25 protein-coding genes, 1 tRNA gene and 1 pseudogene are annotated in these 23,734 nt (G+C 60.3%); 8 read left to right on the forward strand and 19 right to left on the reverse strand.

What is annotated here, in order from left to right:
* The coding region (locus JL39_RS32715; protein ID WP_244446974.1) for a peptide-methionine (S)-S-oxide reductase at window positions 1–401 on the forward strand (401 nt) is incomplete at its 5' end.
* On the opposite strand, the gene JL39_RS28040 is transcribed toward JL39_RS32715, so the two are convergent.
* The 9 genes from JL39_RS28040 to JL39_RS28080 all read right to left on the reverse strand — a co-directional run bounded on the left by JL39_RS28040 (window position 398) and on the right by JL39_RS28080 (window position 8,276).
* Window positions 398–808, reverse strand: coding sequence for an NUDIX domain-containing protein (locus JL39_RS28040; RefSeq protein WP_037158552.1), 411 nt, complete (start codon window positions 806–808; stop codon window positions 398–400). The two genes, JL39_RS32715 and JL39_RS28040, sit on opposite strands and share 4 nt — an antisense overlap.
* Window positions 805–1,668 carry an aldo/keto reductase gene (locus JL39_RS28045; protein ID WP_037159910.1) on the reverse strand — a complete coding sequence of 288 codons (864 nt, stop codon included), beginning with the start codon at window positions 1,666–1,668 and terminating at the stop codon, window positions 805–807. Before JL39_RS28045 ends, JL39_RS28040 begins: the two co-directional genes overlap by 4 nt.
* 93 nt (window positions 1,669–1,761) lie before the next feature.
* Window positions 1,762–3,228: an MFS transporter gene (locus tag JL39_RS28050; RefSeq protein WP_037158555.1), complete on the reverse strand. Its 1,467-nt coding sequence runs from the start codon at window positions 3,226–3,228 to the stop codon at window positions 1,762–1,764.
* Window positions 3,229–3,407: 179 nt separating this feature from the next.
* Complete coding sequence (locus tag JL39_RS28055; protein WP_037159913.1) at window positions 3,408–3,857, reverse strand: PTS sugar transporter subunit IIA; 450 nt, start codon at window positions 3,855–3,857, stop codon at window positions 3,408–3,410.
* Between the two features lie 29 nt (window positions 3,858–3,886).
* On the reverse strand, window positions 3,887–4,579 hold the full coding sequence (locus JL39_RS28060; protein ID WP_037158558.1) for a response regulator transcription factor: 693 nt from the start codon (window positions 4,577–4,579) through the stop codon (window positions 3,887–3,889).
* Window positions 4,576–7,296: a sensor histidine kinase KdpD gene (locus tag JL39_RS28065; protein ID WP_037158561.1), complete on the reverse strand. Its 2,721-nt coding sequence runs from the start codon at window positions 7,294–7,296 to the stop codon at window positions 4,576–4,578. Before JL39_RS28065 ends, JL39_RS28060 begins: the two co-directional genes overlap by 4 nt.
* A gap of 314 nt (window positions 7,297–7,610) precedes the next feature.
* Window positions 7,611–7,790 (reverse strand): hypothetical protein, encoded by a 180-nt coding sequence (locus JL39_RS28070; RefSeq protein WP_037158564.1) that lies wholly within the window; start codon window positions 7,788–7,790, stop codon window positions 7,611–7,613.
* Window positions 7,791–7,799: 9 nt separating this feature from the next.
* Complete coding sequence (locus JL39_RS28075) at window positions 7,800–8,078, reverse strand: hypothetical protein (RefSeq protein WP_037158567.1); 279 nt, start codon at window positions 8,076–8,078, stop codon at window positions 7,800–7,802.
* A 12-nt stretch (window positions 8,079–8,090) separates the two neighbouring features.
* On the reverse strand, window positions 8,091–8,276 hold the full coding sequence (locus JL39_RS28080; RefSeq protein ID WP_037158570.1) for a hypothetical protein: 186 nt from the start codon (window positions 8,274–8,276) through the stop codon (window positions 8,091–8,093).
* Window positions 8,277–8,512: 236 nt separating this feature from the next.
* Here JL39_RS28080 and JL39_RS28085 point away from each other — a divergent pair, with 236 nt between their 5' ends.
* Genes JL39_RS28085 through JL39_RS28095 form a run of 3 tightly spaced genes read left to right on the forward strand, consistent with a single transcriptional unit; the run spans window position 8,513 to window position 12,452 of the window.
* Window positions 8,513–9,760, forward strand: a complete 1,248-nt coding sequence (locus JL39_RS28085; RefSeq protein ID WP_037158574.1) for an FAD-binding oxidoreductase — start codon at window positions 8,513–8,515, stop codon at window positions 9,758–9,760.
* Between the two features lie 33 nt (window positions 9,761–9,793).
* A complete protein-coding gene (locus JL39_RS28090) occupies window positions 9,794–11,152 on the forward strand; it encodes a glutamine synthetase family protein (RefSeq protein ID WP_037158578.1) in 1,359 nt (452 codons plus the stop codon).
* Window position 11,153: 1 nt separating this feature from the next.
* Window positions 11,154–12,452, forward strand: a complete 1,299-nt coding sequence (locus JL39_RS28095; protein WP_037158581.1) for an FAD-binding oxidoreductase — start codon at window positions 11,154–11,156, stop codon at window positions 12,450–12,452.
* A 9-nt stretch (window positions 12,453–12,461) separates the two neighbouring features.
* Here the strand turns inward: JL39_RS28095 and JL39_RS28100 are convergent, their stop codons facing one another.
* The 4 genes from JL39_RS28100 to rirA form a co-directional block, all read right to left on the reverse strand.
* Window positions 12,462–13,118, reverse strand: coding sequence for a TetR/AcrR family transcriptional regulator (locus tag JL39_RS28100; protein ID WP_037158583.1), 657 nt, complete (start codon window positions 13,116–13,118; stop codon window positions 12,462–12,464).
* A 225-nt stretch (window positions 13,119–13,343) separates the two neighbouring features.
* Window positions 13,344–13,862: a gluconokinase gene (locus tag JL39_RS28105; RefSeq protein ID WP_037158586.1), complete on the reverse strand. Its 519-nt coding sequence runs from the start codon at window positions 13,860–13,862 to the stop codon at window positions 13,344–13,346.
* A 94-nt stretch (window positions 13,863–13,956) separates the two neighbouring features.
* Window positions 13,957–14,988 (reverse strand): AbrB family transcriptional regulator, encoded by a 1,032-nt coding sequence (locus tag JL39_RS28110; protein WP_037158589.1) that lies wholly within the window; start codon window positions 14,986–14,988, stop codon window positions 13,957–13,959.
* Window positions 14,989–15,143: 155 nt separating this feature from the next.
* The gene (gene rirA / locus JL39_RS28115; protein WP_037158592.1) at window positions 15,144–15,614 is read right to left on the reverse strand and encodes an iron-responsive transcriptional regulator RirA; all 471 of its coding nucleotides are present in this window, start codon (window positions 15,612–15,614) and stop codon (window positions 15,144–15,146) included.
* Between the two features lie 192 nt (window positions 15,615–15,806).
* Here rirA and JL39_RS28120 point away from each other — a divergent pair, with 192 nt between their 5' ends.
* On the forward strand, window positions 15,807–16,835 hold the full coding sequence (locus JL39_RS28120; RefSeq protein ID WP_037159917.1) for a Fe(3+) ABC transporter substrate-binding protein: 1,029 nt from the start codon (window positions 15,807–15,809) through the stop codon (window positions 16,833–16,835).
* A 117-nt stretch (window positions 16,836–16,952) separates the two neighbouring features.
* Here the strand turns inward: JL39_RS28120 and JL39_RS32860 are convergent, their stop codons facing one another.
* From JL39_RS32860 to JL39_RS28130, 3 genes are all read right to left on the reverse strand, one after another.
* The gene (locus JL39_RS32860) at window positions 16,953–17,078 is read right to left on the reverse strand and encodes a hypothetical protein (RefSeq protein ID WP_265105653.1); all 126 of its coding nucleotides are present in this window, start codon (window positions 17,076–17,078) and stop codon (window positions 16,953–16,955) included.
* Between the two features lie 118 nt (window positions 17,079–17,196).
* Window positions 17,197–18,693 carry a CoA-acylating methylmalonate-semialdehyde dehydrogenase gene (locus JL39_RS28125; protein WP_037158595.1) on the reverse strand — a complete coding sequence of 499 codons (1,497 nt, stop codon included), beginning with the start codon at window positions 18,691–18,693 and terminating at the stop codon, window positions 17,197–17,199.
* Between the two features lie 110 nt (window positions 18,694–18,803).
* Window positions 18,804–19,700: an NAD(P)/FAD-dependent oxidoreductase gene (locus JL39_RS28130; protein ID WP_037159920.1), complete on the reverse strand. Its 897-nt coding sequence runs from the start codon at window positions 19,698–19,700 to the stop codon at window positions 18,804–18,806.
* Between the two features lie 132 nt (window positions 19,701–19,832).
* Here JL39_RS28130 and JL39_RS28135 point away from each other — a divergent pair, with 132 nt between their 5' ends.
* Together JL39_RS28135 and JL39_RS28140 are read left to right on the forward strand one after the other, a co-directional pair.
* Window positions 19,833–20,267 carry an Rrf2 family transcriptional regulator gene (locus JL39_RS28135; RefSeq protein WP_037158598.1) on the forward strand — a complete coding sequence of 145 codons (435 nt, stop codon included), beginning with the start codon at window positions 19,833–19,835 and terminating at the stop codon, window positions 20,265–20,267.
* A gap of 66 nt (window positions 20,268–20,333) precedes the next feature.
* Complete coding sequence (locus tag JL39_RS28140; RefSeq protein ID WP_037158601.1) at window positions 20,334–21,215, forward strand: LysR family transcriptional regulator; 882 nt, start codon at window positions 20,334–20,336, stop codon at window positions 21,213–21,215.
* 99 nt (window positions 21,216–21,314) lie between these two features.
* Here the strand turns inward: JL39_RS28140 and JL39_RS28145 are convergent, their stop codons facing one another.
* The 3 genes from JL39_RS28145 to JL39_RS28155 all read right to left on the reverse strand — a co-directional run bounded on the left by JL39_RS28145 (window position 21,315) and on the right by JL39_RS28155 (window position 22,441).
* Window positions 21,315–21,560, reverse strand: a complete 246-nt coding sequence (locus tag JL39_RS28145) for a helix-turn-helix transcriptional regulator (RefSeq protein WP_037158604.1) — start codon at window positions 21,558–21,560, stop codon at window positions 21,315–21,317.
* A gap of 231 nt (window positions 21,561–21,791) precedes the next feature.
* A tRNA-His gene (locus tag JL39_RS28150) sits at window positions 21,792–21,868 on the reverse strand.
* 126 nt (window positions 21,869–21,994) lie between these two features.
* Window positions 21,995–22,441, reverse strand: a complete 447-nt coding sequence (locus JL39_RS28155) for a phasin (protein WP_037158607.1) — start codon at window positions 22,439–22,441, stop codon at window positions 21,995–21,997.
* A gap of 236 nt (window positions 22,442–22,677) precedes the next feature.
* On the opposite strand from JL39_RS28155, the pseudogene JL39_RS32720 reads away from it, so the two are divergent.
* Window positions 22,678–23,734: pseudogene (locus tag JL39_RS32720) on the forward strand (PAS domain-containing sensor histidine kinase); the annotation flags it as partial.

Genomic DNA, 23,734 nt, shown 5'->3' on the forward strand with positions numbered 1-23,734 from the left:
TGACCTTCGATCCGAAGAGAGTAAGCTACGGACATCTCCTGCAGATCTATTTCTCGGTGGCGCACGACCCGACCCAGATCGACCGGCAGGGACCGGATGCCGGCCCGCAATATCGCTCGGCCATCTTCCCGGTAAATGACGAACAGGCGCGCATTGCCAAGGCCTATATCGACCAGCTCGACAAAGCGAAACTCTACGATACGACAATCGCAACGACAATCGAACCGGGCAAGGCCTTCTATCCAGCCGAAGACTATCACCAGGATTTCCTGGCCAACAACCCGACCTATCCCTATATCGTCTTCAACGACCTGCCGAAGCTTTCCAATCTCCGGAAACTGTTCCCGAAGGATTATCGCGCCGATCCGGTTTTGGTCACAGAAGCGGGCGTCGCGAATTAAGTGCCCAGAAGCGTCTGCCGCCAAGCTGGCAGGATGTGGTGTTCGGTGAGCTCCGCCAGGACAACATCGGCTGGATCGATCGGCGATATCCAGCGGATTTCCTCGATCTCGGCGGCTGGGGCAACTATCCTGTCGCCGCTTTCGAAAACAAACACATCCGCCGATACGAGATGATCCGGCTCGTTGGCGGCCGTCGCCTCAAACCGGCCGAGCGACCGGAACTGTTCCGGGGAGGCCCGCAAACCGATTTCCTCTTCAAGTTCACGGACCAGCGCGGCGGCCGGGCTTTCGTCCGGCTCCATCTTGCCGCCGGGCTGCATGAAGGCTGTCGTACCGCGCTTGCGAACGAGAAGTATCTTTCCGTCAGCACGGACGATCAGAGCGGCGGAGATCCGGATGATCCTCATGCGTTGCCCTGGGCGTCGAGGACGGCGAAATCCTCGTCGGACAACACGATGTTCACCGCCGAGAGGTTTTCTTCCAGATGCTTCACCTTTGACGTGCCGGGAATCGGCAACATGACCGGGCTGCGCTTCAGCACCCAGGCAAGCGCAATCTGACTTGGCGCGGCATCATGCTTCTTCGCGATCGCGTCGAGAACCGAGCCGGGCCTGGCGAGATTGCCGGCCGCCAGAGGATGCCATGGAATGAAGCCGATGCCGTGCTTTTCGCTGTATTCCAGCACGGCCTCGCTCTTGCGGTCGACGAGATTGTACTGGTTCTGGACGGTTGCGACCTTGAAATATTTCGAAGCCTCCTCGATCTGGGCGACCGAGACTTCGCTGAGCCCCGCGTGACGGATCACTTTCGCATCGATCAGCGATTTGATGGCATCGAACTGTTCAGCCGCGGGAACCTTCGGATCGATGCGGTGAAGCTGCCAGAGGTCGATCTGCTCGACACCGAGCCGGCGCAGGCTCTTGTAGGCCTGCTGGATCAGGTATTCCGGACGGCCGAGCGGAATCCAGCGGTCGGGGCCGATGCGGGTCAGGCCGCCCTTGGTAGCGATGACGATCCTGCCATACGGATGGAGCGCCTCCCGGATCAGTTCCTCCGAGACGTCGGGGCCGTAGGAATCCGCCGTGTCGATGAAATTTATGCCGAGTTCCGGCACGCGCTTCAGCGTGCGGATCGCCTCATTGCGATCGGCGGGTTCCCCCCAGATACCCTTGCCGGTAATGCGCATGGCGCCGAAGCCGAGGCGGTTGATCTCAAGCTCCCCGCCAATCCTGAACGTGCCGGACGTGGCCGCATTTAAATCAGACATGATTTCCATCTCCCTTTCCGGGTCAATTTGCCAATCGACTTTTCAGCGCCCGGAACTCATCGGGCCACCTTGAAAGAAACCGCTCCTTGAAACTCAACCTTCCCGCACGGCTTCCGCCCGCCGTATGACGCCCGGCACGTAAAGGCAGGCGAGGATGATCAGGGTTGCGATAAGGAACATGAAGACAAAGGTCAGGTGAAGGGCGTTCTGCAGCACCAGCCGGATCGACGATTGGGCGGCAAGCGCCGTTCCCGCGCCATCCAGAAGACCGCGCAACTGATCCGGCGTGACGGCATCGGCTCCGCCGGAATTGGCAAGACCGTAGCTCAGCACCGCGCCGAGGACCGCAGCTCCAAGCGTACTGCCGAGATTGCGCGCAAAGATGTTGGATGCCGTAGCACTGCCGCGCTCCGACCAGCCGACACTTTCCTGGATGATGACCAGCGAGCAGATGCTGATGAGGCCCATGCCGAAGCCCATGACGAGCGAGCCGGCGCCGGCTTGAATGGGCGAGCTGCCGGGCATCAACAGGACCAGCAGAAAGGCGCCTATGGGAATACAGACGCTGCCGAAGATCATGATCCGGCGCAAGCCGAAGCGCGGGAACAAGCGGGAGGCGAGCGTTGCCGCCGCCGGCCATCCTATCAGGAGCATGGTCAGCGCGAAGCCTGCCACGACCGCCGACCGGTTCAATACCGTCTGCACATACATGGGCAGGAAGGTCGTAAGTCCCATAATCGCCATGCTGGCGAGAAAAGTCGCCACATTGGCGGCAGCTATCGGCCTCTGCCGCCAGAGGTCGAGTGACACCATGGGCGCCTCGGAACGACGCTCCTGCCTGAGGAAAAGCATAAGACTGACGGCGAAGATCGCGACAGCGAACATTGTATGGGCCGCAGTGGCTCCCTCGGCTTCCGTCAAAGCGATCATCAGGGCCGCGATCGAAACGGCAAAAAGACCCGCACCAAGGATGTCCACCGAAACGCCGCGGGATTGTTTCTCCTCATGAAGGAAAACGACAAACCCGAGAGCAGCCGCAAGTCCGATCGGCACATTGATCCAGAATATCCAGGCCCAGGGCAGATTGTGGACGATGACGCTGCCCAGCAGAGGCCCAACCACCGCCGAAAGCGCCCAGACGCTGGCGAGATAACCCTGGACTTTGCCGCGTTCAGCCCCGGGAAAAAGATCTCCTACGACCGTCATGGTGACCGGTTGAATAGCGCCGGCGCCAATGCCCTGCAGCAGCCGGAAGGCGATCATCGAAGGCATGGACCAGGCGAAGCCCGCAAGGACGGAGGCGGCGAGAAAGATCGCGATGCCGAGCAGGATGATCGGCTTCCGGCCGTAGATGTCGGAGAGTTTGCCGAAGATCACCGTCGTCGCAGTCTGCGCCAGCAGGAAGGACGAGAAAACCCAGCTATAGAGATTCAACTGGCCAAGCTGGGCAGCGATTTGCGGCATGGCCGTTGAAACGATCGTCGCCTCGATGGCGATCATCGCCATGCTTGCCATCACGGCCGCGATGACAAGCGCCCGATTCGAGCCTGGGTGGGTCATGATGTCTTACCTGAGAACGCCGCTCGGCGAACACGATGGGAATGGACGTTCGGCGGTCGGATGGCCGTCGGTGCGGGATGGTTTTAAGTATCCCCATGGCGAGCCGCGTCAAGAGGCAAGATTTGACACTTGTCAAATCAGCGCCGCGCCGGAAATGCAGCAGCCGTGCGCTGTCACGGTCATGCCTCCGGCGGGCAGAGCCTGACATAGACTTCTTCCGGACTTGCCGCCCGGCGGATTGCCGCAACCGTCTCCTCCTCGCGGATGCGCCGGGCGATGCAGGAGAGGATGTTCAGGTGTTCCGGGCGGCTTTCGGGATTGAGAAGCAGAAAGACGAGATCGACCGGCTGATCGTCCACCGCCTCGAAGTCCACCGGCTTCACCAGCCGCGCGAAGAGGCAGAAATGCCGGTCGATGCCTTTGACAACCGCATGCGGAATGGCAACACCGGCGCCGATGCCCGTCGAACCAAGGTTTTCCCGATTGATCAACACTTCGGCGATCTCGCTTGCGTCAAGCGCAAGCCTTCCGGCAGCAAGTTCGGAAAGCTGCCTGATCAGCGCCGCCTTGGACGGCGCCCCAAGGTCGAGCACGATATTCTCCGGCAGGAGATAATCACGGAGTTTCATGGCAATGTCCATCGATTGAAGGCAGACGCCTATTGACCTTCCTGCAGCCGATAACCGACCCCGGTCTCGGTGAGGATATACTGTGGCTGGTCGGGCGTCTTTTCGATCTTCTGGCGAAGCTGGCGCACATAGACACGCAGATACTGCACGTCCGTCAGCCCGTCCCAGACATGTTCCAGCAGGAAACGGTGGGTCAGCACCTTGCCGGCATGCTGCACCAGAATGCGGAGGATGTCATACTCCTTCGGCGAGAGCTTGACTTCCTTGCCGGCCACCTTGACGATGCGCTTGACGAGATCGACGGAAAGATCACCGGTCTTGAAAACAGGCTTCTCGCCCTGGCTCTGCAGGCGGTGGCGGAGCGCCACGCGGATGCGCGCGACGAGCTCGTTCATGCCGAAAGGCTTGGTGATGTAGTCGTCCGCGCCGAGTTCGAGCGCCTTGACGATGCCGGCCTCATCCGTGCGGCTCGAGAGGATGACGATCGGCAGGTCGAGCCCCTCCCCCCGCCACCTGGCGAGCAGATCATGGCCGGGTATGTCCGGCAGGCCGAGATCGAGGATGATCAGGTCGGGCTTTTCGGTCCTGACGAGCTCCATCGCAACCTTGGCATTCATCGCTTCGCTGACGGAATATCCCTGTGTGGAAAGTCCGACGCGAAGCAGCTTGCGGATCGGCGGCTCATCCTCGACGATGAGTATATGCACGGCGGTATTGGTCATTCGTCTTCTCCCAGGGCCTTTTCTCCCAGAAGGGGCATCTCGGCAGGCACCGGCATGCGGATCGTGAAGACTGCCCCTGAACGGTCGGACCGATTGGCCGCCCTGATGGTGCCGCCCATGGCCTCGATGAAGCCACGGCAGATGGAAAGACCGAGCCCAGTGCCGGCCCGGACGTGATCCCCCTTCCGGACACGATAGAAGCTGTCGAAGATACGCTCCACGTCGTTGAACGGGATGCCAGGCCCTTCGTCCATGACGGACAGCAGGACCGCATCTCCATCCCGAAAGCCGCGGATATCGATCACGGTCTCATCGGGCGCATATTTGGCAGCGTTGTCGATGAGATTGAAGAGGACCTGCTCGAACAGAACCGGATCGATCTTCAGCATCGGCAGATCGGCGGGAATGCTCACCTTCACCCTGTGCCGGGCGGCGATCTTCGCCGCCCGGCTGAGCGCCGTGCCGACGATGTCGCCCACGAAATGGAAAGCGTAGTTCGGCTCCATGGCGCCCGAGCCGATGCGGGTCATGTCGAGCAGATTGGAGATAAAGCGGTTGAGCCGCTCCGACTCGTCCACGATGCTCGTCAACAATTCGGTCCGCGCCTCTTCCGGGATATCGGCTCCGAAATCCTTGAGCATGCCGGCGGAGCCCATGATCGCCGCAAGCGGGGTCTTCAGATCATGCGAGATCGACGTCAGAAGCGCGGTGCGCAGCCGGTCGGTCTCGGCCGCGAGCTTGGCCTTGTCGACATCCGAGACAAGCTGGACGCGCTCGATCGCCAGCGCCGCCTGATCCGCCAGCGCATCGAAGAGCCGCTGCTGTTCGGGCGTCAACAGAGGGCCCTGCTTGTCGTTGTCGAGGCCGATGACCCCGACCGGCTCACGGCCGGTCCGCATCGGCAGATAGAGACGTTTCGCGCCGGGCAGCGTATCGGCGGCGCGGCCGGCCGGGCGGTTGTGTTCCCAGGCCCATTTGGCGGCGGCGATGTCCGCATCCACCAGCGTGTCGTCCGGGGGATAACCGGCCTTCACGGCGATGGAGCCATTTTCCGGCAGCAGGATTACCACACGGACCTTGAGCATGGAGGCCATCTGGAAGGCCGTCGCCCAGAGCACATCGTCAAGCGTGCCCGTTCCCGCCAGTTTCTTCGAGAAGAGATAGAGGTCCTCGGTGGTGCGCGCCCGCTGGCGGGCGGCGACAGCCTGCCGTTGCACGGCCGCCGTGAGGTTCGACGCGACAAGGGCGACGCCAAGATAGAAGAACAGCGCGACCAGGCTTTCCGGGTCGCGCACGGTCAAGGTGTAGCGCGGCTCCAGGAAGAAGAAGTTGAAGGAAAGGGCACCGAGCAGAGAGGCGTACAGCCCCGGCCCCAAGCCGCCACGCACTGCGGCGGCCAGCACGGCCATCAGGAAAACCAGAGCCAGATTGCGGACGTCGAGCGTCTGGTCGAGGGCGATGCCGGCAATGATCGCCAGCCCTATGAAAACGGTGCTGTGAAGGTACGGCTTGATGCGGAAGGCTTTAAGCGGCTGAGCGGCCTTCACGCCTCGCTGCGGTTCGCTCTCCCTCGCATTACCGGAAATCACATGGACGCTGATATCGCCGGCGTAGCGGATCAGATCATGGGTGACGGAACCCTGCCAAAGTTGACGCCAACGCGGCTTGCTCGGCCGGCCGACGATGATATGGGTGAAATTGTTGGCATTCGCATAGGCAATGATCTCGCGCGAGCGATGGAGCGCCGGCAGTGTCACCGTCTCGCCGCCGAGTTGCTCTGCAAGCCGCATATTGGTAGCAAGCCTGTCCTTGTCCTCATCCGGGAGATTGAGTGATTGCGGCGTTTCGAGATGCAGCGTCGTCCAAGGCGCCCGTAGGCGATCAGCCTGACGGCGGGCATAGCGGACGAGGCTTGCGCCGCCACGGCTGTGATCCAGGCAGACCAGCACCCGGTCGCCCGCCGCCCAGGGGCCGGAAATCGCATGCGCCTGCATGTGATTGAGCAACTGCTCATCAACCCGCTGGGCCGTACGGCGGAGTGCAAGCTCGCGGAGCGCCGTCAGGTTGCCGGGTGAAAAATAGTTCTCGATCGCCCGCCGGGCAGTCGTCGGCACATAGACCTTGCCGTCCTTCAGCCGCTTGATGAGGTCGTCGGGCGTAAGGTCGATGATCTCGACGTCATCCGCCCGATCGATGATCGAGTCGGGAACGGTTTCACGAACCCGGATGCGGGTGATCTGCGCCACAACATCGTTCAGGCTTTCAACATGCTGGATATTGAGTGTCGAATAGACGTCGATCCCCTGGGCGAGAATCTCCTGCACATCCATATAGCGCTTCGGGTGGCGGCTGCCGGCGACATTCGTATGCGCCAGTTCGTCGACGAGGACCAGTTCCGGGCGTCTCGCCAGAATGGCGTCGATGTCCATTTCCTCAAGGGGCTGGCCGCGGTAATCGATCCGCTTGCGAGGTATGGCCTCGAACCCCTCGATCAGCGCCTCGGTCTCCTGCCGGCCATGGGTTTCGACGACGCCGATCACCACATCGACGCCATCGGCCTTGCGAGCGCGGCCGGACATCAGCATTTCATAGGTCTTGCCGACGCCAGGCGCCGCACCGAGAAAGATCTTCAGACGCCCGCGCCCCTCGCGCTCGGCATGCTCCAAAAGTGCATCCGGCGATGGCCTGTTCTCGATCTCATGACTGACGTCGGGCATCTACTACCTGTCTTCCGTCCGGGAAAGCGGCGGCCCTCCCTCAAGTGGCCACAACCATTTCAGTTTATGGGAGAGCCTCGTCAAGCGCCAAACTGAGCGCGAACACACTTGGCTGACGCCATCCGGGATCGGAGCCGCAGGCGAGACCGGAAAACGGCACCTCGCGCTTTTCGACCCAGAGATGTTCTTGAACGACGACACGTACGGGAATATGCGCTGTGATCGCATATAGGTTCGAGAGCGCCCGCAGGGGAAAGAAATAAAAATCCTATAGGAATTCTACCCCTTTCCGCGAGCCACAGCCGCAGTCGCTCTCACGCCGATAATGCCCGGGATATCAGCGTCATGGCATAGGCCAGGCCGAGTATCGCCAGCATGACCAGAAGTATGCCGAGGATGATTTCGGAGGCATGCAGGCGGCCTGAATTGCGGGGATCGAAGACACGGAAACGCGGGTAAACATGACCGCGTATGTGATTGAGGGGATGCAGCATGTGTTCACCTCACGCCCGGCCGGCAATCTTCATCCTCGGGCTCATCGCCCGGTTCTCGAAGGCCGGACCGAGGCTCAATATCATGTGATCCGGCAGGCAATAAACGGCGCCCGGAAGATGATCGCTTTCGAACATGGCGAAATGCACTGCCGAGGCGCGATCGGTGAACAAGCCGCCGACGCGACCTTCGCGATCGGAGACGACCCAATGGCCGCCCGCATCACGGCCGACCATGAAACGCACGCCGAACGCAGGAAGCTCGTTCTTCGCCATCGCTCTGTTATTCATCGTAATTCTCCTTCAAGCAGCCATGAGGACGATTGCACCGGCCGCGCAGAACCCGATGCCCATGACACCGAGAAGCCTCATGAAGATGCCGAGGTTCTGATCGGAGGCGCTGCGATCCGGAATACGCTCCTCACGACGGCATGCATCCTGTTCCGCAAGATGCTGCGCCAGATAAAAACTCCCCAAACGGCCAAACATTTCAGGTCACTCCTTCTTGGGACTTGGCCCGCGCGGCGGAGATGTCGCGGGGCGGCATCGAATCCGATGCACATCCGAAAAGGTAGCGATGGCATCATAGGCTTTCGATTGGACGCTGAAGGCGAAGAAATAGGGAACTCATAGGAGCCTTGTTGATTTTTCATTTGCGCTGCAACATCGAGGGCGGCATGTTCGAAATCTTCGAACTATAAAAGAATGGGAATGGAAATCAGATCATGACAGCGGATGCGATCGTGCTGGGGGCCGGCATCATCGGCGTTTCAACGGCATTGCAACTGGCGCGGCGCGGCAAATCGGTGGTGCTCGTCGACCGGAAGGAACCGGGCCTGGAAACCTCTTACGGCAATGCCGGTCTCATCCAGCGCGAGGGTGTCGTGCCTTACGGCTTCCCGCAGCAGTTCGGCCTGATCCTGCGCTATGCATTGAACAATCGCATCGATGCGCATTACCACTGGAGCGCGCTGCCGTCCGTCTCGTCCTTCCTGGCAAAATACTGGTGGCACTCCAACCTCACGCGGCATCAGCTCATTGCGCGGGCTTACGCGCCCCTGATCGAACATTCGATCTCGACCCATAACGAATTGATCGAGGAAGCAGGGGCACAGGACCTGATCGCCAAGAACGGCTGGACGGAAGTTTTCCGAACCCGCGCGAAACATGATGGGGAAATCAGGGAAGCAGTACGGCTGAAGGCCGAATACGGCGTGACATTCAGCGAGCTGTCGCCTTCCGAGATCGCAGCCCAGGAACCCAACCTTTCGAACGATTTCGTCGGCGGGCTGAAATGGGAAGATCCCTGGTCGGTCAGGGATCCGCTTGCGCTGACGCGCGCCTATGTGGCGCTCTTCGAAAAGCTCGGCGGACGCGTGCTGAAGGGTGACGCGAAGAGCCTGTCGAAGACAGCGACCGGCTGGCGCGTCGTTGCCGGAGACGGCACCGTTGAAGCGAAGGATGTTGTCGTGGCCCTCGGCCCCTGGTCGGACACGGTCACCAAGCCGCTCGGCTACAATTTCCTGGTCGGCGTCAAGCGCGGCTATCATATGCACTATGGTACAAAGGGCAATGCCAAGCTCAACGGCTGGACCATGGATGCCGAGCGCGGCTATTTCCTGGCTCCCATGAACCAGGGCATAAGGCTGACAACGGGAGCGGAATTTGCCCGACGCGACGCGCCGAAAACGCCGGTCCAGGTGGAACGTGCCGAAGCGGTCGCCCGCACTGTCTTCCCGCTTGGCGAACGCCTCGACAAGGAACCGTGGATGGGCGCCCGCCCCTGCACGCCGGACATGATGCCGGTGATCGGCAAGGCGCCGCGACACGAGGGCCTATGGTTCGCCTTCGGACACGCACATCACGGCCTCACTCTCGGGCCGGTGACGGGGCGGGTCATCGCCGAAGCAATTACAGGCGAGAAGACGCTGATCGACATTTCTGCCTACCGCCCGGAGCGTTTCAACGCCTAGCTCTGCTCAAGAGAGTGGGCTATCTGATATCGCATGGATGATATCAGCACCGCCCAGATCTTTTTCGAGAGCAATCCGGACATCGAGGTCCTCGAGGCCTTCGTCGTCGACGTGAATGGCGTGCCGCGCGGAAAGTGGATTCCGCGTGAGCGCGCGCTGGATGTGCTGGCCAAGGGCATGGCGATGCCGCGCTCGGTCTATGCGCTCGATGTCTGGGGCCGCGACGTGAATGCCGCCGGACTAGCCGAAGGTACGGGCGATCCGGACGGCATCTGCTTTCCAACCGCCGGGACACTTTCGCGTGTCACCTGGCTCCAGCGACCGACGGCACAGGTGCTGCTCGGCATGCGGGAGCCGGATGGCAGCGGCTTTTACGGCGATCCGCGCCAGGTATTGGCCAATGTGCTCACGGGATTTTCCAGGCTTGGGCTGACGCCGGTCGTTGCAACCGAACTCGAATTCTACCTGATCGACCCGGTACGCTCGGCGCTCGATCCGGTGCGCCCGCCGAATTCGCGCGAAGGCCGCTGGCACACGGGGCAGACACAAGTTCTCTCGATCTCCGAACTGCAGGATTTCGAAGAGGTCTTCCACGGCATTGCAAGCGCCGCCCGCGCGCAGGGCATCCCCGCCGATACGACACTGCGTGAAAACGGTCCCGGCCAATACGAGATCAACCTCAACCACGTGCCGGATGCGCTGAAAGCCGCCGATTACGCCGTTCTGCTGAAGCGTATCGTCAAGGGCGTGGCGCGTGCGAACGATCTCGATGCCACCTTCATGGCCAAGCCCTACGGCACCCAGGCCGGCAGCGGCATGCATGTGCATTTCTCACTGATCGACGAGACAGGCCGCAACGTCTATGTCGACGAGGACGGGCCATCGGAGATGCTGCTCCATTCCGTCGGAGGGCTGCTGGAGAACATGGGCGAGAGCATGGCGATCTTCGCCCCGCATGCCAATTCCTATCGCAGGCTCAGGCCAAGCGAGCATGCGCCGACCTACGCCTCCTGGGGTTTCGACAACCGTTCGGCGGCGGTGCGCGTCATCACCGCCTCGAAGCCCGCAACCCGCATCGAACATCGCGTCGCGGGCGCGGATACGAACCCCTATCTGGTGCTGGCGATGATCCTCAATGCGGCGCTTTCCGGCATCAAGGAAAAGCGCAATCCAGGCGGCGCGATCACCGGCGACAAGCATGCGATCAGCCACGAGCCGCTGCCGACCAATTGGGACTATGCGCTCCAGCAATTCTCCCGCTCGACTTTCGCCTATGCCACGCTCGGACCGAAATACCGGGCGCTCTACACAGCCTGCAAGCAACAAGAAATTTCGGAATTTTCGCTGCGCGTCACTGACGTGGAATACGACGCCTATATCCGGACGGTGTGAGATGGCCTTCAAGACGAGCGATAACCCTCGGCACACGGATTCCTGGTACGCCGCATCCGCGAAAGACAAGCGCATCCGCCCTCACCTCGAAGGCGAGCTGGAGGCTGACGTCTGCGTGATTGGCGCCGGCTTCACCGGCATCTCGGCGTCACTCGAACTTGCCGAACGTGGATATTCCGTGGTCGTCCTGGAGGCCGAACGCATCGGCTTCGGCGCCTCCGGGCGCAATGGCGGTCAGATCGTCAACGGCTACAGCCGCGACCTCGAAACCATCGCCGCGCGCTACGGCCGCGACAAAGCCGTGAAGCTTGGCGAAATGTCACTTGAAGGCGGCGAGATCATACGCGGACGCGTCACCAAATACGGTATCGACTGCGATCTCGTGCACGGCGGCTTTTTTGCCGCCTTCACGGAAAAACAGATCCGGGAGATGGAAGCCCACAAGGCGCATTGGGAAGAGCACGGCCATACAGGGTTGGACATGGTCTCAAAGGCAGATGTCGGCAAATACGTGAAGACCGACCGCTATGCCGGCGGCATGATCGACAGGCTCGGCGGCCATATCCATCCGCTCAACCTCGTGCTCGGCGAGGCGGCGGCGGTCGAATCCCTTAACGGGCGCATCTTCGAAGGCTCGCGAGTGACTGGCGTCGACGCGGGCGAAAAGCCGATAGTCCGAACTGACAGGGGCTCGGTCAGGGCGTCCTACGTGCTCGTCTGCGGCAATGCCTATCTGGCACCCCAGTTTCCGGAAATCAGCGGCGGGATGATGCCGGTCTCCAGCCAGGTCATGGCGACCGAGCCGCTCGAACCGACGCTGATCGAGCGCCTGCTCCCGGCCAACTACTGTGTCGAAGACGCCAATTATATTCTCGACTACTACCGCCGGACCTCGGACAACAGGCTGCTGTATGGCGGCGGCATCGGCTACGGCGGCCATGACCCGAAGGACCTGACGAGCGTCATCCGTCCCAACATGCTGAAGACCTTCCCACAGTTGACGGACGTAAAGATCGACTATGCCTGGAGCGGCAATTTCGCCCTGACGCTAACGCGCATCCCGCATATGGGCCGGGTTTCCGACAAGATTTACTTCTCGCACGGCGATAGCGGCCATGGCGTCACAACCACGCATCTCCTGGGCAAAATCCTCGGCGAGGCGGTTGCAGGGCATGCGGAACGCTTCGATATATGGGCATCGCTGCCCAACCTGCCCTTCCCCGGCGGCCGGACGTTCCGCGTGCCGCTTACCGTGCTCGGCGCCTGGTGGTACGGGCTTCGTGACCGGTTTGGTTTTTAATCGGAGAGATCAGGCGGTGGCAGGAAAGCTCCCGATGAAATAATAGGTCGTTTGGGTGCGAATGATGGACTTGAACTGCGTCATGATCTGCCTTGCCTCGCCGTCCGGCACCGAGAGAGCCAGACGGAGCGTTGCGCCGGCCATGTGGAACATCACGAGCAGCGCGCGCGAATAGTTCTCCCGAAGAGCTTCGCTCACGAATTGCTCCGTCGCCTTGTAGAAGGCTTCCGCCTGAAGGCGTGTTTCCGTGATATCCGGATCGCCCAGAGCCTTATCCGCCTGGATGGCGTTCAGAAGGTCCTGGGTCGACGGTTCTCGACGGATCTTATGGTAATAGAGATCGAAGAGGCTCTCCGTCGCATCCAAGGCGTCCTCCGCCGTGGCGATCTTTTCGATCTGCTCAACCGCGAACGAACGCACTTCCTCGACATAACGCTCGTAGAGCATCGCGATGATGGCGGATTTGTTCGGAAAATACTGGTAGACCGATGCGATTGGCCCGCCGGAAAGAGCGGCGATTTCCTTCATGGTCACTGAATCGATGCCTTTCCGGCCGATCAGTTCCATCGATACCTTCAATATCTCATCTATACGCTCACGACTTCTTTCCTGTTTCGGTATCCGGCGAAGGGAGCCCCGCCTCGGCCCTTGCGTCGAATCTGGCATCCGCAAACCGTCTCCTCAAACACCTGCCACTCGATGCGTTCACGGAGACCCCGGCAATTTTCCGCGGTCCTCATGAAATTGCATAGACACAAAAAGTGTTTCTTCATACGGCGGCCGAAGAGCTTCGGATCATAAGCCACTAAATTTTTTTAAGAATACTTCCCTGCTGACGCCCAAGACATGGAGTCAAGAAAATGTGATTATAAATCATATTATTAATGCGCGTCATATCTTGGCGAGCTGGTCCAAAGCCTTGTCGACGATGGCGTCCAGACTTGCATCGATATCCACCGTCACCACCCCCGGCTCCCCTTCCGGGCTTTCCAAAGTCGCAAGCTGGCTCTGAAGCAGCGACGCAGGCATGAAATGGCCGGTGCGGGCGCCCATCCGCTCTTCGAGCACCTTCGGATCACCAGTGAGGAAAACGAAACAGAGAGAGCCGCCACTCGCCTGCTTCAACCGGTCCCGATAGGCCCTCTTCAGCGACGAACACGTGGCCACGACACTTTCACTGCGGCTTCGTGCTTCGGCAAGTTCCTTGCCGACCAGATCGAGCCAGGGCCACCGGTCATCATCGGTGAGCGGAATGCCCTCAGCCATTTTCGCGACGTTTGCTGCGGGATGCAACCGATCCCCCTCCACGAAGCTGCAATCGAGCCGCTTGGCGAGCAGTTCGCCGACCGAAGTCTTTCCCGATCCGCTGACGCCCATGACCACGATGGCTGTCGGTTCTTTCAAGCTCATGGATTGATGCACTCTTCTCATATTTCAGGATCAATAACGGATATCCGGCTTTGCCGATGCGTCACAAGCCCCTGGGCATGCGAATTTCGCAATCTCAGCGCTGCCGGGCCTCCTTGCCGAGTACCAGAGGCATCAACACCGAAAGGAACATCAACCGCAGGACATGGTGAGCACCGACATAGGTCGGGTCCGCGTGCAGCATCACCGCCATGGCCGCCATGGTTTCCAGCCCGCCAGGTGCGAAAGCGATCAAGGCAGCATCGAGCGGGACGCCGGTGAGATAGGACACGCCGCCGGCGATTGCCGCCGCAAGCACGGTCACCACGACCGTCACGACGCCGCCGGCCACGAAAGCGACGCGCAGCTCGCCGATCGACACGCCACAGAAGCGCGTGCCGATGACCGAACCGAGGATGACATAGGTAGGAATCAACAGCCAGTTCGGTACGCCGCCACTGACAAACCCCGTTATATGCGTGCTGATCGAAACCGCCACGCCACCGAGAAGCAGCGCCGCCGGCAATCTCCAGCGCAGGAAAAGCATCCCGAGAAGAGCCGACACCGCAAGCGTCGCAATGAGGACGGGCACACTCATGACATGGGGCGGCAGGGCAGGTTCCGCGCCGACAAGACCGAAAATTTCCACGATCAGCGGGGTGGTGATCGTCAACGCCAACACCCGTACGCTCTGGGCAACGCTGACAGTCCGCAGGTCGCAATGGGTTTCGGCCGCAAGGCTCAGCACATAACTCAGATGACCTGGAGAGGACGCGAGAAGCGCTGTAACTCGATCGTAGCGGAAGAATCTCTGCAGCATCCAGCTACTGACGTAAAGCAGAATGACGACCGCCACCGGGACCATGACGAAACTCGCCGGCCAGGTGCGGGCCGCGACAATCACCTCGGGCGTCACGCTGGCCCCCATCGACACGCCGATGATGACAAAACAGACATTGCGGACCTCGGCCGGTACCGTCAGCCGCAAACCAGCAAGTCCGGCAACGGTGATGGCGACAGCAGGCCCGATCAGATAGGGAGCCGGAAAGGCGACGGCAATCGCGATCAATGCGCCGGCGGTTCCGATCAGCGCAGTCAGCGCAGATGCGCGCAGTTCCGAAAACGACATTCCGAAGATCCTGAAGGCGCCACAGGAAAGAAGGCAAAGAGGGTCAAACGCCTCGCTTCTTCTATTGCAATTGCGAAGAAGGTCAACCTCGGGAGAGCCCAAATCAAAAGGCGCCGCTCTAGGAGACGGCGCCTCAAAAATTGATCTTGCCTGGATCAGGCGGCCGGTGCGGCCAGCTTTGGCATGTGCAGATTGTCAAGACCGAGCAGGAAATTGATCTGCGGACGCGCCTTCACGAGATCATCGATCGTGTATTCCGCAAGCACATCGAAGAAAGCGTTGAGCGCCTTTCGGAGAGCCGAATTCAGTCCGCAGCTATCGACAAGCGGGCATTCCGCGACGCCATCCTCGAAGCATTCCGCCATCGCGAAACTATCTTCCGTGACCTTCACGACATCGAAAAGCGTAATGCGATCAGCGCTGCGGCCAAGCCTCACGCCGCCGTTGCGGCCCCGTACAGTCTCCACCAGACCGGCCTTGGTGAGTGGCTGGAGGATCTTGAAGAGGAACAGTTCCGAAACTCCATAGGCCCTGGCAATCTCGGGAATGCGGCTCAGATGGCCTTCATTGGCAGCGCAATACATCAGCATCCGCACTGCGTAATTAGTCTGTTTGGTCAAACGCATGCTGGTCTCCCGAGTGTCGTACCACCCCTATATAGAGGCTTACCTAGTTTTGAACAATTCCAAAATAGAAATTTGTGATCAAGTTTTCCGCCTTCCTGATGGCGCCACCATTGACGCCGAATTCAAATCATGAATTTGTCCATCAACATAAAAGCAACCCAAGGAGGATTTTCGATGTCCATTTTTCCGATCATTCGGCTTTCTGCACTCTTAGGTATGTCTTCGCTGGCGGCAGCGACGACCGCATTGGCTGACGGTGAAGTCAACATCTATTCCTACCGGCAGCCGGACCTCATCAAACCGGTACTGGACGCCTTCACCAAAGAGACCGGGATCAAGACCAATGTTCTCTTCCTCGACAAGGGCCTTGTCGAACGCATTCAGGCGGAAGGCGCCAATTCTCCGGCCGACGTGATCATGACGGTCGATATCGCGCGACTGATGGAAGCGAAGGACGGCGGCGTCACCCAGCCGGTGACGGACAACGAAACCATCAACAAGGACGTGCCGGCGAACTTCCGCGATCCACAGGGCGAATGGTTCGGCCTGACGACCCGCGGCCGCGTCGTCTACGCCTCCAAGGAACGTGTTTCGGAGGATGCCATCACCTATGAAGAGCTTGCCGATCCGAAGTGGAAGGGCAAGATCTGCATCCGCGACGGCCAGCATTCCTACAATATCGGCCTCTTTGCCTCGATGATCGCCGCCCATGGTGAGGACTATACCGAGAAATGGCTGACCGATCTCAAGAACAACCTCGCTCACAAGCCAAGCGGCGGTGACCGTGACCAGGCCAAAGCCATCCTGGCAGGCGAATGCGACATCGCGCTCGGCAACACCTACTATGTCGGCCTGATGCAGACCAACGAGAAGGAACCGGAGCAGAAGGATTGGGCTGCCGCAATCAAGATCCTCTTCCCCAACGCTGCCGATCGCGGAACCCATGTAAACATTTCCGGCATGGCACTCGCCAAGAATGCGCCGAACAAGGACAATGCGCTCAAGCTGATGGAATTCCTGGCTTCCGGCGACGCGCAGAAGATCTATGCCGAGCAGGTCTACGAATATCCGGTCATGCCGGGCGCGGAGCCTTCCGATGTCGTCAAAGCCTGGGGGCCGATCAAGCCCGACACGCTGCCGCTTTCCGACATCGCCGGCAACCGCAAGAAGGCTTCGGAACTGGTCGACAAGGTCGGCTTCAATGAAGGCCCGGAAACCTGAGGAACGCCTCGCACCCGGAGGCCGCCGGGTGGCCGATTTACCGTGAACCTTACGGCCGGCGCTATCACAGCGCCGGCTTTTTCGTATCGTGACACCGGTTTCGGAATAACTGCATATTTACCGGATCAGCGTGGCCGCTACCCACACCGGAATTGCGGTGACGCATGCAAAGATCAGGAAACCAAGACCTTTTCTGATCCAGTAGGCGCGCCGGGCGCGCTTCTCATCCCACTCGTAAACCATGGCACTCCCCGTCCCAGCCGAACGCTAAATTAGGACAGAGAAATTAAACGTCAACGGTGGAACGCAAACGGGCTCCCGAAGGAGCCCGCACAGGAAGGAACTGCGATACCCGCCCCGCCTATCTCATTACCGGCATCACGAACTCCGCACCGTCCTTGATGCCGGATGGCCAGCGGGCCGTGATCGTCTTGGTCCTGGTCCAGAACTTGATCGAATCCGAGCCATGCTGCTTCAGATCGCCGAAGCTCGAGGCCTTCCAGCCGCCGAAAGAATGATAGGCGAGCGGTACCGGGATCGGCACATTGATGCCGATCATGCCGATATTGATACGGCTTGCGAAATCGCGGGCGGCATCGCCGTCGCGGGTGTAGATCGCAACGCCGTTGCCATACTCGTGTTTCATCGGCAGCGACAGCGCTTCCTCGTAATTGTGGGCGCGTACGACCGAGAGGACGGGACCGAAGATCTCGGTCTTGTAGATCTCCATCTCGGGAGTGACGTGGTCAAACAGCGTACCGCCGACGAAGAAGCCGTTTTCATAACCCTGCAGCTTGAAGCCGCGGCCATCGACCACCAGCTTGGCGCCTTCCTCGACGCCCTTGCCGATCAGGCCGTTGACGCGGGCATAGGCTTCCTTGGTGACCAGCGGACCCATATCGGCCTTCTCATCGGTATAGGGGCCGATGCGCAGCGACTCGATCTTCGGGGTCAGCTTCTCAACGAGGCGATTGGCCGTTTCTTCACCGACCGGAACGGCAACCGAGATCGCCATGCAGCGTTCGCCAGCCGAACCGTAACCTGCACCCATCAGAGCGTTGACGGCCTGGTCCATGTCGGCATCCGGCATGATGATCATGTGGTTCTTGGCGCCGCCGAAGCACTGGGCGCGCTTGCCGTTCATCGCCGCCGTGCCATAGACGTAACGGGCGATCGGGGTGGAGCCGACGAAGGAGACCGCACCGATATCCGGGTCGGCCAGAATCGCGTCGACGGCGGCCTTGTCGCCGTTGACGACGTTGAGGACGCCAGCCGGCAGACCTGCCTCGATCATCAGTTCGGCAAGCCTCAGCGGCACGGACGGATCGCGCTCGGAAGGCTTCAGGATGAAGGCGTTGCCGCAGGCGATCGCCGGCGCGAACATCCACATCGGGATCATGGCCGGGAAGTTGAACGGCGTGATGCCGGCGCCGACGCCGACCGGCTGGCGCATGGAATACATGTCGATCTGCGGACCTGCGCCCTCGGTGAACTCGCCCTTCTGCAAATGCGGGATGCCGCAGACAAATTCGCAGACTTCCAAACCGCGGACGATATCGCCCTTGGAATCCTCGACCGTCTTGCCGTGCTCGCTCGAAAGAAGCGTCGCGAGCTCATCCATATGCTGGTTCAGCAAATCGACGAACTTGAAGAAGACGCGGGCGCGGCGCTGCGGATTGGTGGCAGCCCATTTGACTTGCGCCGCCTTGGCGTTCTCGACCGCCGCGCGGATTTCCGAAACATCGGCCAGCGCGACCTTGGCCTGGACCTCGCCGGTCGCCGGGTTGAAGACATCGGCCGTACGGCCGCTGGTACCGGCGACACACTCGCCGCCGATGAAATGTCCGATCTCACGCATGGTGGTTCCTCCGATCTGTTCTGACCTTGGAGGATACCCCCGGAATTACACAAGGCAACGCCGTAGTTCACGCATCCGTTGTGCAAATTTCGACATCATGGCGGTCAGTTTCACTCCATGACAAGCGAACGATGCGCATTGACGCCGGCCCGGACACCCGCTGCACTGGCCAGCGTCCCATTGTGCATCGGGCTTGCGGCATCCCCCGCCGCAAACAGCCCGTCGATGCTGGCCGCACCCCATTCGTCAGTGCGGATATACGGCCCCTGCGGCCCCTCCTCCATCGCCGCCCCGAGCATCTCGGCGAGCGGCGAGGCTGGCCTGACTCGCGTCTGCACGAACAGCGCCTTGACCGGAACAGAGCGGCCGTCGGCAAGCTCGGCAGCTTTTAGCGCCCCGCCTTCGGCGACGAGCCGAACCAGTTTCGAGTGCTCCAGCTTCGCTCCTCGACCTTCGATCGCCTGGAGATCATCGGCGGAAAACTCCACGCCCGGCTCGACGAATACGGTCGTCTCACCCCAGTCGGGGAGCAGCAATGCCTGGTGATGCGCAAGCGTCGAAGAAGCGAGAAGGCCGATCGGGCCGCCACCGATCTCGTAGCCATGGCAATAGGGGCAATGCAGGACGTGCCTCCCCCGGAGTGGCGCGAGGCCATCGACTTCCGGCAGGATATCCTCAACCCCGACGGCAAGGATCAGGCGGCGGGCACCAAATATCCGGCCGTCATCAAGCGTCACCCGGAAGCCACCGGTACTCCGCTCTGCTGCCCTTGCCACGCCGGTAATCTCGCTAAAGGCCGGATACCGTCGCAATTGCATGAGCGCGGTCTGCCGGATTGCCGCCGGCGAAACCCCATCCTGTCCCAGGAAACCATGCGAGGCTTCGGCAAAACGGTTTCGCGGCTTGTCCGCATCGATCAACAGCACCCGGCGGCGAGCGCGTGCGAGCTGCATGGCGGCTGAAAGGCCGGCAAAACTGCCACCGACAACAATCACATCAAAATCCATGACGATCCCTTTCGATTTCACGTATCTTTTTATGTTACGATTCTCCTGCCGACACAAGACATGTAACAAAACTTGTTGCAAGATTGACGTTGCCCTAAGGTGGACAACCAACATTGCGGAAGGACGTTAGATATGAGAGGCGACAGCCGGCTATCACGCATGCTGCACGTGTTGATTCATCTGGAACGCGGCGGCGGCCCGATGACATCCGAGATGATCGGCCGCATGCTGAACACCAATCCGGTCGTCGTGCGCCGGACGATGGCGGGCTTGCGTGAACGGGGCTACGTGCAGTCCGAAAAGGGCCATGGCGGTGGCTGGACGCTCGCCCGCCCCTTGGACAAGATTACCCTGCTTGACGTCTACGAGGCGCTCGACCGGCCGGAATTGTTCTGCCTCGTGCCCTCCTCGGACCATGCCGAGTGCCTGGTGGAGATCGCCGTCAACGACGCCCTGGACAAGACCCGCCGCGAGGCGGAGGAACTGCTTCTCAGCCGCTTCGCAACTATCAGGCTCTCACAGATCGCCGACGACTTCGAGACAAAGATGGCGGCTCTCGCACGCTGATCCAGCTTGCCCTCCTTCCGGCTGCTGCTAAAACGGCTGTGCAAAATTCGACATCCGGAGGCCGATTTGAACTGGGATGATGTGCGTATGTTCCTGGCGGTTGCGCGTAGTGGCCAAATTCTGGCCGCCTCGCGCCGGCTCGGCATCAACCATGCGACGCTCGGACGCCGGGTGACGGCACTGGAGGAAGACCTGCGCACGCGGCTCCTCGTCCGCCGCACGAACGGCTGCGAATTGACGGCCGAGGGCGAGATCTTCTTCCGCGCGGCCGAGCGGATGGAAACCGAAATGCTGGCCGCCCAGGCCTCGACCGGTCGGATCGACACGGCGATTGCCGGGACGGTGAGAATCGGCGCCCCGGACGGTTTCGGCGTCTCCTTCCTCGCTTCACGGCTGGGGCGGCTTACGCGCCGGCATCCGGAACTGAAACTGCAACTCGTGCCGGTGCCACGGTCCTTTTCGCTTTCCCAGCGCGAGGCGGATATCGCAATCACCATCGAACGCCCGGAACAGGGACGACTCGTCTCATCCAAACTTACCGACTATACGCTCGGGCTCTACGCCTCAAAGGCCTATCTCGACCAAGCAGGCATGCCTCATAACGTCGAGGATCTCAAAGGCCATCCGCGCATCGGCTATGTCGAGGATCTGATTTTTTCGCCCTCACTTAATTTTACCGGTGAGGTGATGCGCGACTGGGATGCGAGTTTCGAGATATCAAGCGCCATCGGCCAGACGGAAGCAGTGCGTTCCGGCGCCGGTATCGGCATCCTGCACGATTACGTGGCACGGCAATATCCGGAACTGACCCGTGTGCTGCCGGAGATCGTCATCCGGCGATCCTACTGGACCACCTACCACGAAACGACGCGCGATTTGATGCGGCTGCGCACCGTCGTAGCGTTTCTGAGGGAACTGGTGGATAGGGAAAGGTCCATTTTCGTGTGACCGGGAAGCACAGGAATGCCTATAGGTCAGGCCCGCGGTCACCAGGAACCGCTGCGGCAAAAGGGGGCCGGCCGCCGACGCGGCCGGAAAACCTGAACATCAGACAGGCAGAAATTTAGAAACAGGAACCTGCAGGGCTGCCGCGATGCGCCTCAACTTGGCCGGATCGGCATCCATGCCGTTCTCGATGCGGACGATCTCGTCACCGACGAGGCCGGTCGTAATGGCGAGTTCCTCGATACTGTAGCCCACGGCACGGCGCGCTTCGGCAACGGCGGCGGCAATATGCTGAGGAGAAAGCTGAGTTCCGTTCGCGGATGCGAAATTATTGATAGAAATCGTCATGCTGGTGACTCTCCTTCTGGAAAGGCCTGCCGGATAAACCGGGCAGGTGAAGGGGGCGGCTGCCCAAGACGCAGGTGTCCAAAAATTTAGGCACCCGCTGGCGCATAGATAGGCATGCTGGCGATCTTGACAAGATCTTATACTGCACTGCACAAAAATGTGTTCGATTTTGGCTTAAAAGATGGCGACGAGAGAAAAAACGCCAAATTCACAAGGGATAGACAGATAAAATGGTACGGTTGGGTGGAGTTGAACCACCGACCTCAGGTGCCACAAACCTGCGCTCTAACCAACTGAGCTACAACCGCACAAGAAGCCGCCGAAGCGGTATTGCGGGTCACATACGGCCATCGAGTTTTTTTTGCAAGCCCCCTCCCGCAAATAGAAGAGGCCGGAGCGGGCTCCGGCCTCTTCTCAAAAACCCAATTCGAGCATCAAGCAGCCTTGAAGGTTGCCATGACCTTTTCGGCAGCGTCCTTGCCCGGCTTCGCAACGTCTTCGGCGAGCTTGCGGGTGGCGTCCTGCAGGGACTTGGCCTGCTCGACGGTGACTTCAGCCTGCTTGCGGATGTAAGCTGTCTGCAGTTCGATCAATTCGGAAACGGACTTCACGCCAAGCAGCGCTTCCATATGCGAGAGCGACATATCGGCATTGGTGCGCATCACGTCGATGGCCTTGAGGCCAAGCTCGACAGAGCCTGCCTGGGCCGACTGCAATGTGGTTTCCACCGTTTTGGTGGCTTCCTCGGCAGCCGTCTTCATCTTAGCATAAGCTTCGCGAGACTGGGTGGCGCCCTTTTCAGCAAATTCACGGAAGCCTTCAGTCAGCTTGGCCGGATCGAAAGCGGAGAAAGAAAAGATGTCGTCGGTCTTGTATGCCATCGTTTCAGGTCCTCGTTGGCGTTTTCTTCGGCACAACCGAAGCTCTCATGCCTCTTATATAGTCGATGTCATTGTGCATTGCAATATCATTGTGCGCTGCACAATTAACAATTTCCGAAATTAACCCTATCGCAGGTTTGGGTATCGCCGCTCTCGACCCGAATGCGGTGGGGGGTTATTAACAATCTGTTAAATTCCGCAGAAATACGGTTACAAACGCCCTATAGGTTTCACTCATGTCCGCAGTTCAATACCCGTTCATTGATATTGCCGTGCATGAACGCGTGCGCGATCGCTTTGCGGCGGGCGAAGCGATCGTGCTGTTCTCCCCCGACATGAAGAGCCCGCTCTGGGCCAATGGTCGGGGTGCCGATCTTTTCGGCTTCGACTCCATCTACGACTTCCTCGACCAAGGACCGAATCGCGTCGACATCGCCTTCCGCCAGACGGAAGTGGCGGCGCGACAGCTTGGCATGGTCGGCGATATCCGCCATTTCACCATCCGTGTCCCCTCAGGCTTCCAACGCGTTCCGGTACAGGCCGTCTGCGAGCTTATCCAGGTCCAGGGCAAAACGGCGGTCTTGTTCAGTGCGCCGGTGGAAAAGGGGCAACTGTCGCCGCTGGCCTGCGCCACCCGCATGATCGAGGGCTTCGATGACCCCGACACCCATATGGCGGTCATCGACGAGAATGGCGACGTGCTTGCCGCATCCACCGAGTTTGCTGGTCTCGGCGTCACGGCCCAGACGGCAAGGATGCTGACCATCATGGCAGGCAGCGATCCCGCCCGTCTCGTCAAGCGGCCGATCCCCACCACGAAGGGCTATCTGCCGGCCGCCATCGGTAAACTCTCCGACAAGCCGGCTCTGCACCTCCTCTTCACCGTCGAGACCACGCATGGCCGATCCGCGACGGAAACCGGCTATGAACCGAGACAGGCGGCACCGGCTATCCCGGCCAGTGATGCAGCTACGGAAAGCGTGACTGATCCTGCCGCCACAGAGGAACTTGCTCCTTCCGTAGCCGTCGAGCAGAACGATGATTTCACGGTTGAGGCCGTGCCAATCGATGCCTATGAGGAAGCGATTGCCGCCGTTTCCGAGATCGAAGACCCAGAGGAACCGGAAGAGGAAATCTCGCTCGAAACCGGTGGAGATCTGCAAGCCTCTCAGCCGGCGCCTGCCCATCAGGAGCCCATGATACAGGCCGCACAGGAGACGACCGACCAGACCTTATCCACCGCATCCGCCGATGGAACGGCAGACATAGTGGAACCGACGGAGGAACTCGTTC

The organism is Rhizobium sp. YS-1r, from assembly GCF_000757525.1.
In the GTDB taxonomy this organism is placed as follows: Bacteria; Pseudomonadota; Alphaproteobacteria; order Rhizobiales; family Rhizobiaceae; genus Neorhizobium; species Neorhizobium petrolearium.

What these genes read in the sequence shown, in the direction of transcription:
- JL39_RS28075 (WP_037158567.1), bottom strand. Translation starts at nt 8,078, where the DNA reads ATGAATAACAGAGCGATGGCGAAGAACGAGCTTCCTGCGTTCGGCGTG.
- JL39_RS28040 (WP_037158552.1), bottom strand. Translation starts at nt 808, where the DNA reads ATGAGGATCATCCGGATCTCCGCCGCTCTGATCGTCCGTGCTGACGGA.
- JL39_RS28070 (WP_037158564.1), bottom strand. Translation starts at nt 7,790, where the DNA reads ATGCTGCATCCCCTCAATCACATACGCGGTCATGTTTACCCGCGTTTC.
- JL39_RS28155 (WP_037158607.1), bottom strand. Translation starts at nt 22,441, where the DNA reads ATGGCATACAAGACCGACGACATCTTTTCTTTCTCCGCTTTCGATCCG.
- JL39_RS28060 (WP_037158558.1), bottom strand. Translation starts at nt 4,579, where the DNA reads ATGACCAATACCGCCGTGCATATACTCATCGTCGAGGATGAGCCGCCG.
- JL39_RS28085 (WP_037158574.1), top strand. Translation starts at nt 8,513, where the DNA reads ATGACAGCGGATGCGATCGTGCTGGGGGCCGGCATCATCGGCGTTTCA.
- JL39_RS28055 (WP_037159913.1), bottom strand. Translation starts at nt 3,857, where the DNA reads ATGAAACTCCGTGATTATCTCCTGCCGGAGAATATCGTGCTCGACCTT.
- JL39_RS28105 (WP_037158586.1), bottom strand. Translation starts at nt 13,862, where the DNA reads ATGAGCTTGAAAGAACCGACAGCCATCGTGGTCATGGGCGTCAGCGGA.
- JL39_RS32860 (WP_265105653.1), bottom strand. Translation starts at nt 17,078, where the DNA reads ATGGTTTACGAGTGGGATGAGAAGCGCGCCCGGCGCGCCTACTGGATC.
- JL39_RS28050 (WP_037158555.1), bottom strand. Translation starts at nt 3,228, where the DNA reads ATGACCCACCCAGGCTCGAATCGGGCGCTTGTCATCGCGGCCGTGATG.
- JL39_RS28065 (WP_037158561.1), bottom strand. Translation starts at nt 7,296, where the DNA reads ATGCCCGACGTCAGTCATGAGATCGAGAACAGGCCATCGCCGGATGCA.
- JL39_RS28135 (WP_037158598.1), top strand. Translation starts at nt 19,833, where the DNA reads ATGAGAGGCGACAGCCGGCTATCACGCATGCTGCACGTGTTGATTCAT.
- JL39_RS28100 (WP_037158583.1), bottom strand. Translation starts at nt 13,118, where the DNA reads ATGCCAGATTCGACGCAAGGGCCGAGGCGGGGCTCCCTTCGCCGGATA.
- JL39_RS28145 (WP_037158604.1), bottom strand. Translation starts at nt 21,560, where the DNA reads ATGACGATTTCTATCAATAATTTCGCATCCGCGAACGGAACTCAGCTT.
- JL39_RS28080 (WP_037158570.1), bottom strand. Translation starts at nt 8,276, where the DNA reads ATGTTTGGCCGTTTGGGGAGTTTTTATCTGGCGCAGCATCTTGCGGAA.
- JL39_RS28130 (WP_037159920.1), bottom strand. Translation starts at nt 19,700, where the DNA reads ATGGATTTTGATGTGATTGTTGTCGGTGGCAGTTTTGCCGGCCTTTCA.
- JL39_RS28125 (WP_037158595.1), bottom strand. Translation starts at nt 18,693, where the DNA reads ATGCGTGAGATCGGACATTTCATCGGCGGCGAGTGTGTCGCCGGTACC.
- JL39_RS28090 (WP_037158578.1), top strand. Translation starts at nt 9,794, where the DNA reads ATGGATGATATCAGCACCGCCCAGATCTTTTTCGAGAGCAATCCGGAC.
- JL39_RS28095 (WP_037158581.1), top strand. Translation starts at nt 11,154, where the DNA reads ATGGCCTTCAAGACGAGCGATAACCCTCGGCACACGGATTCCTGGTAC.
- JL39_RS28045 (WP_037159910.1), bottom strand. Translation starts at nt 1,668, where the DNA reads ATGTCTGATTTAAATGCGGCCACGTCCGGCACGTTCAGGATTGGCGGG.
- JL39_RS28110 (WP_037158589.1), bottom strand. Translation starts at nt 14,988, where the DNA reads ATGTCGTTTTCGGAACTGCGCGCATCTGCGCTGACTGCGCTGATCGGA.
- rirA (WP_037158592.1), bottom strand. Translation starts at nt 15,614, where the DNA reads ATGCGTTTGACCAAACAGACTAATTACGCAGTGCGGATGCTGATGTAT.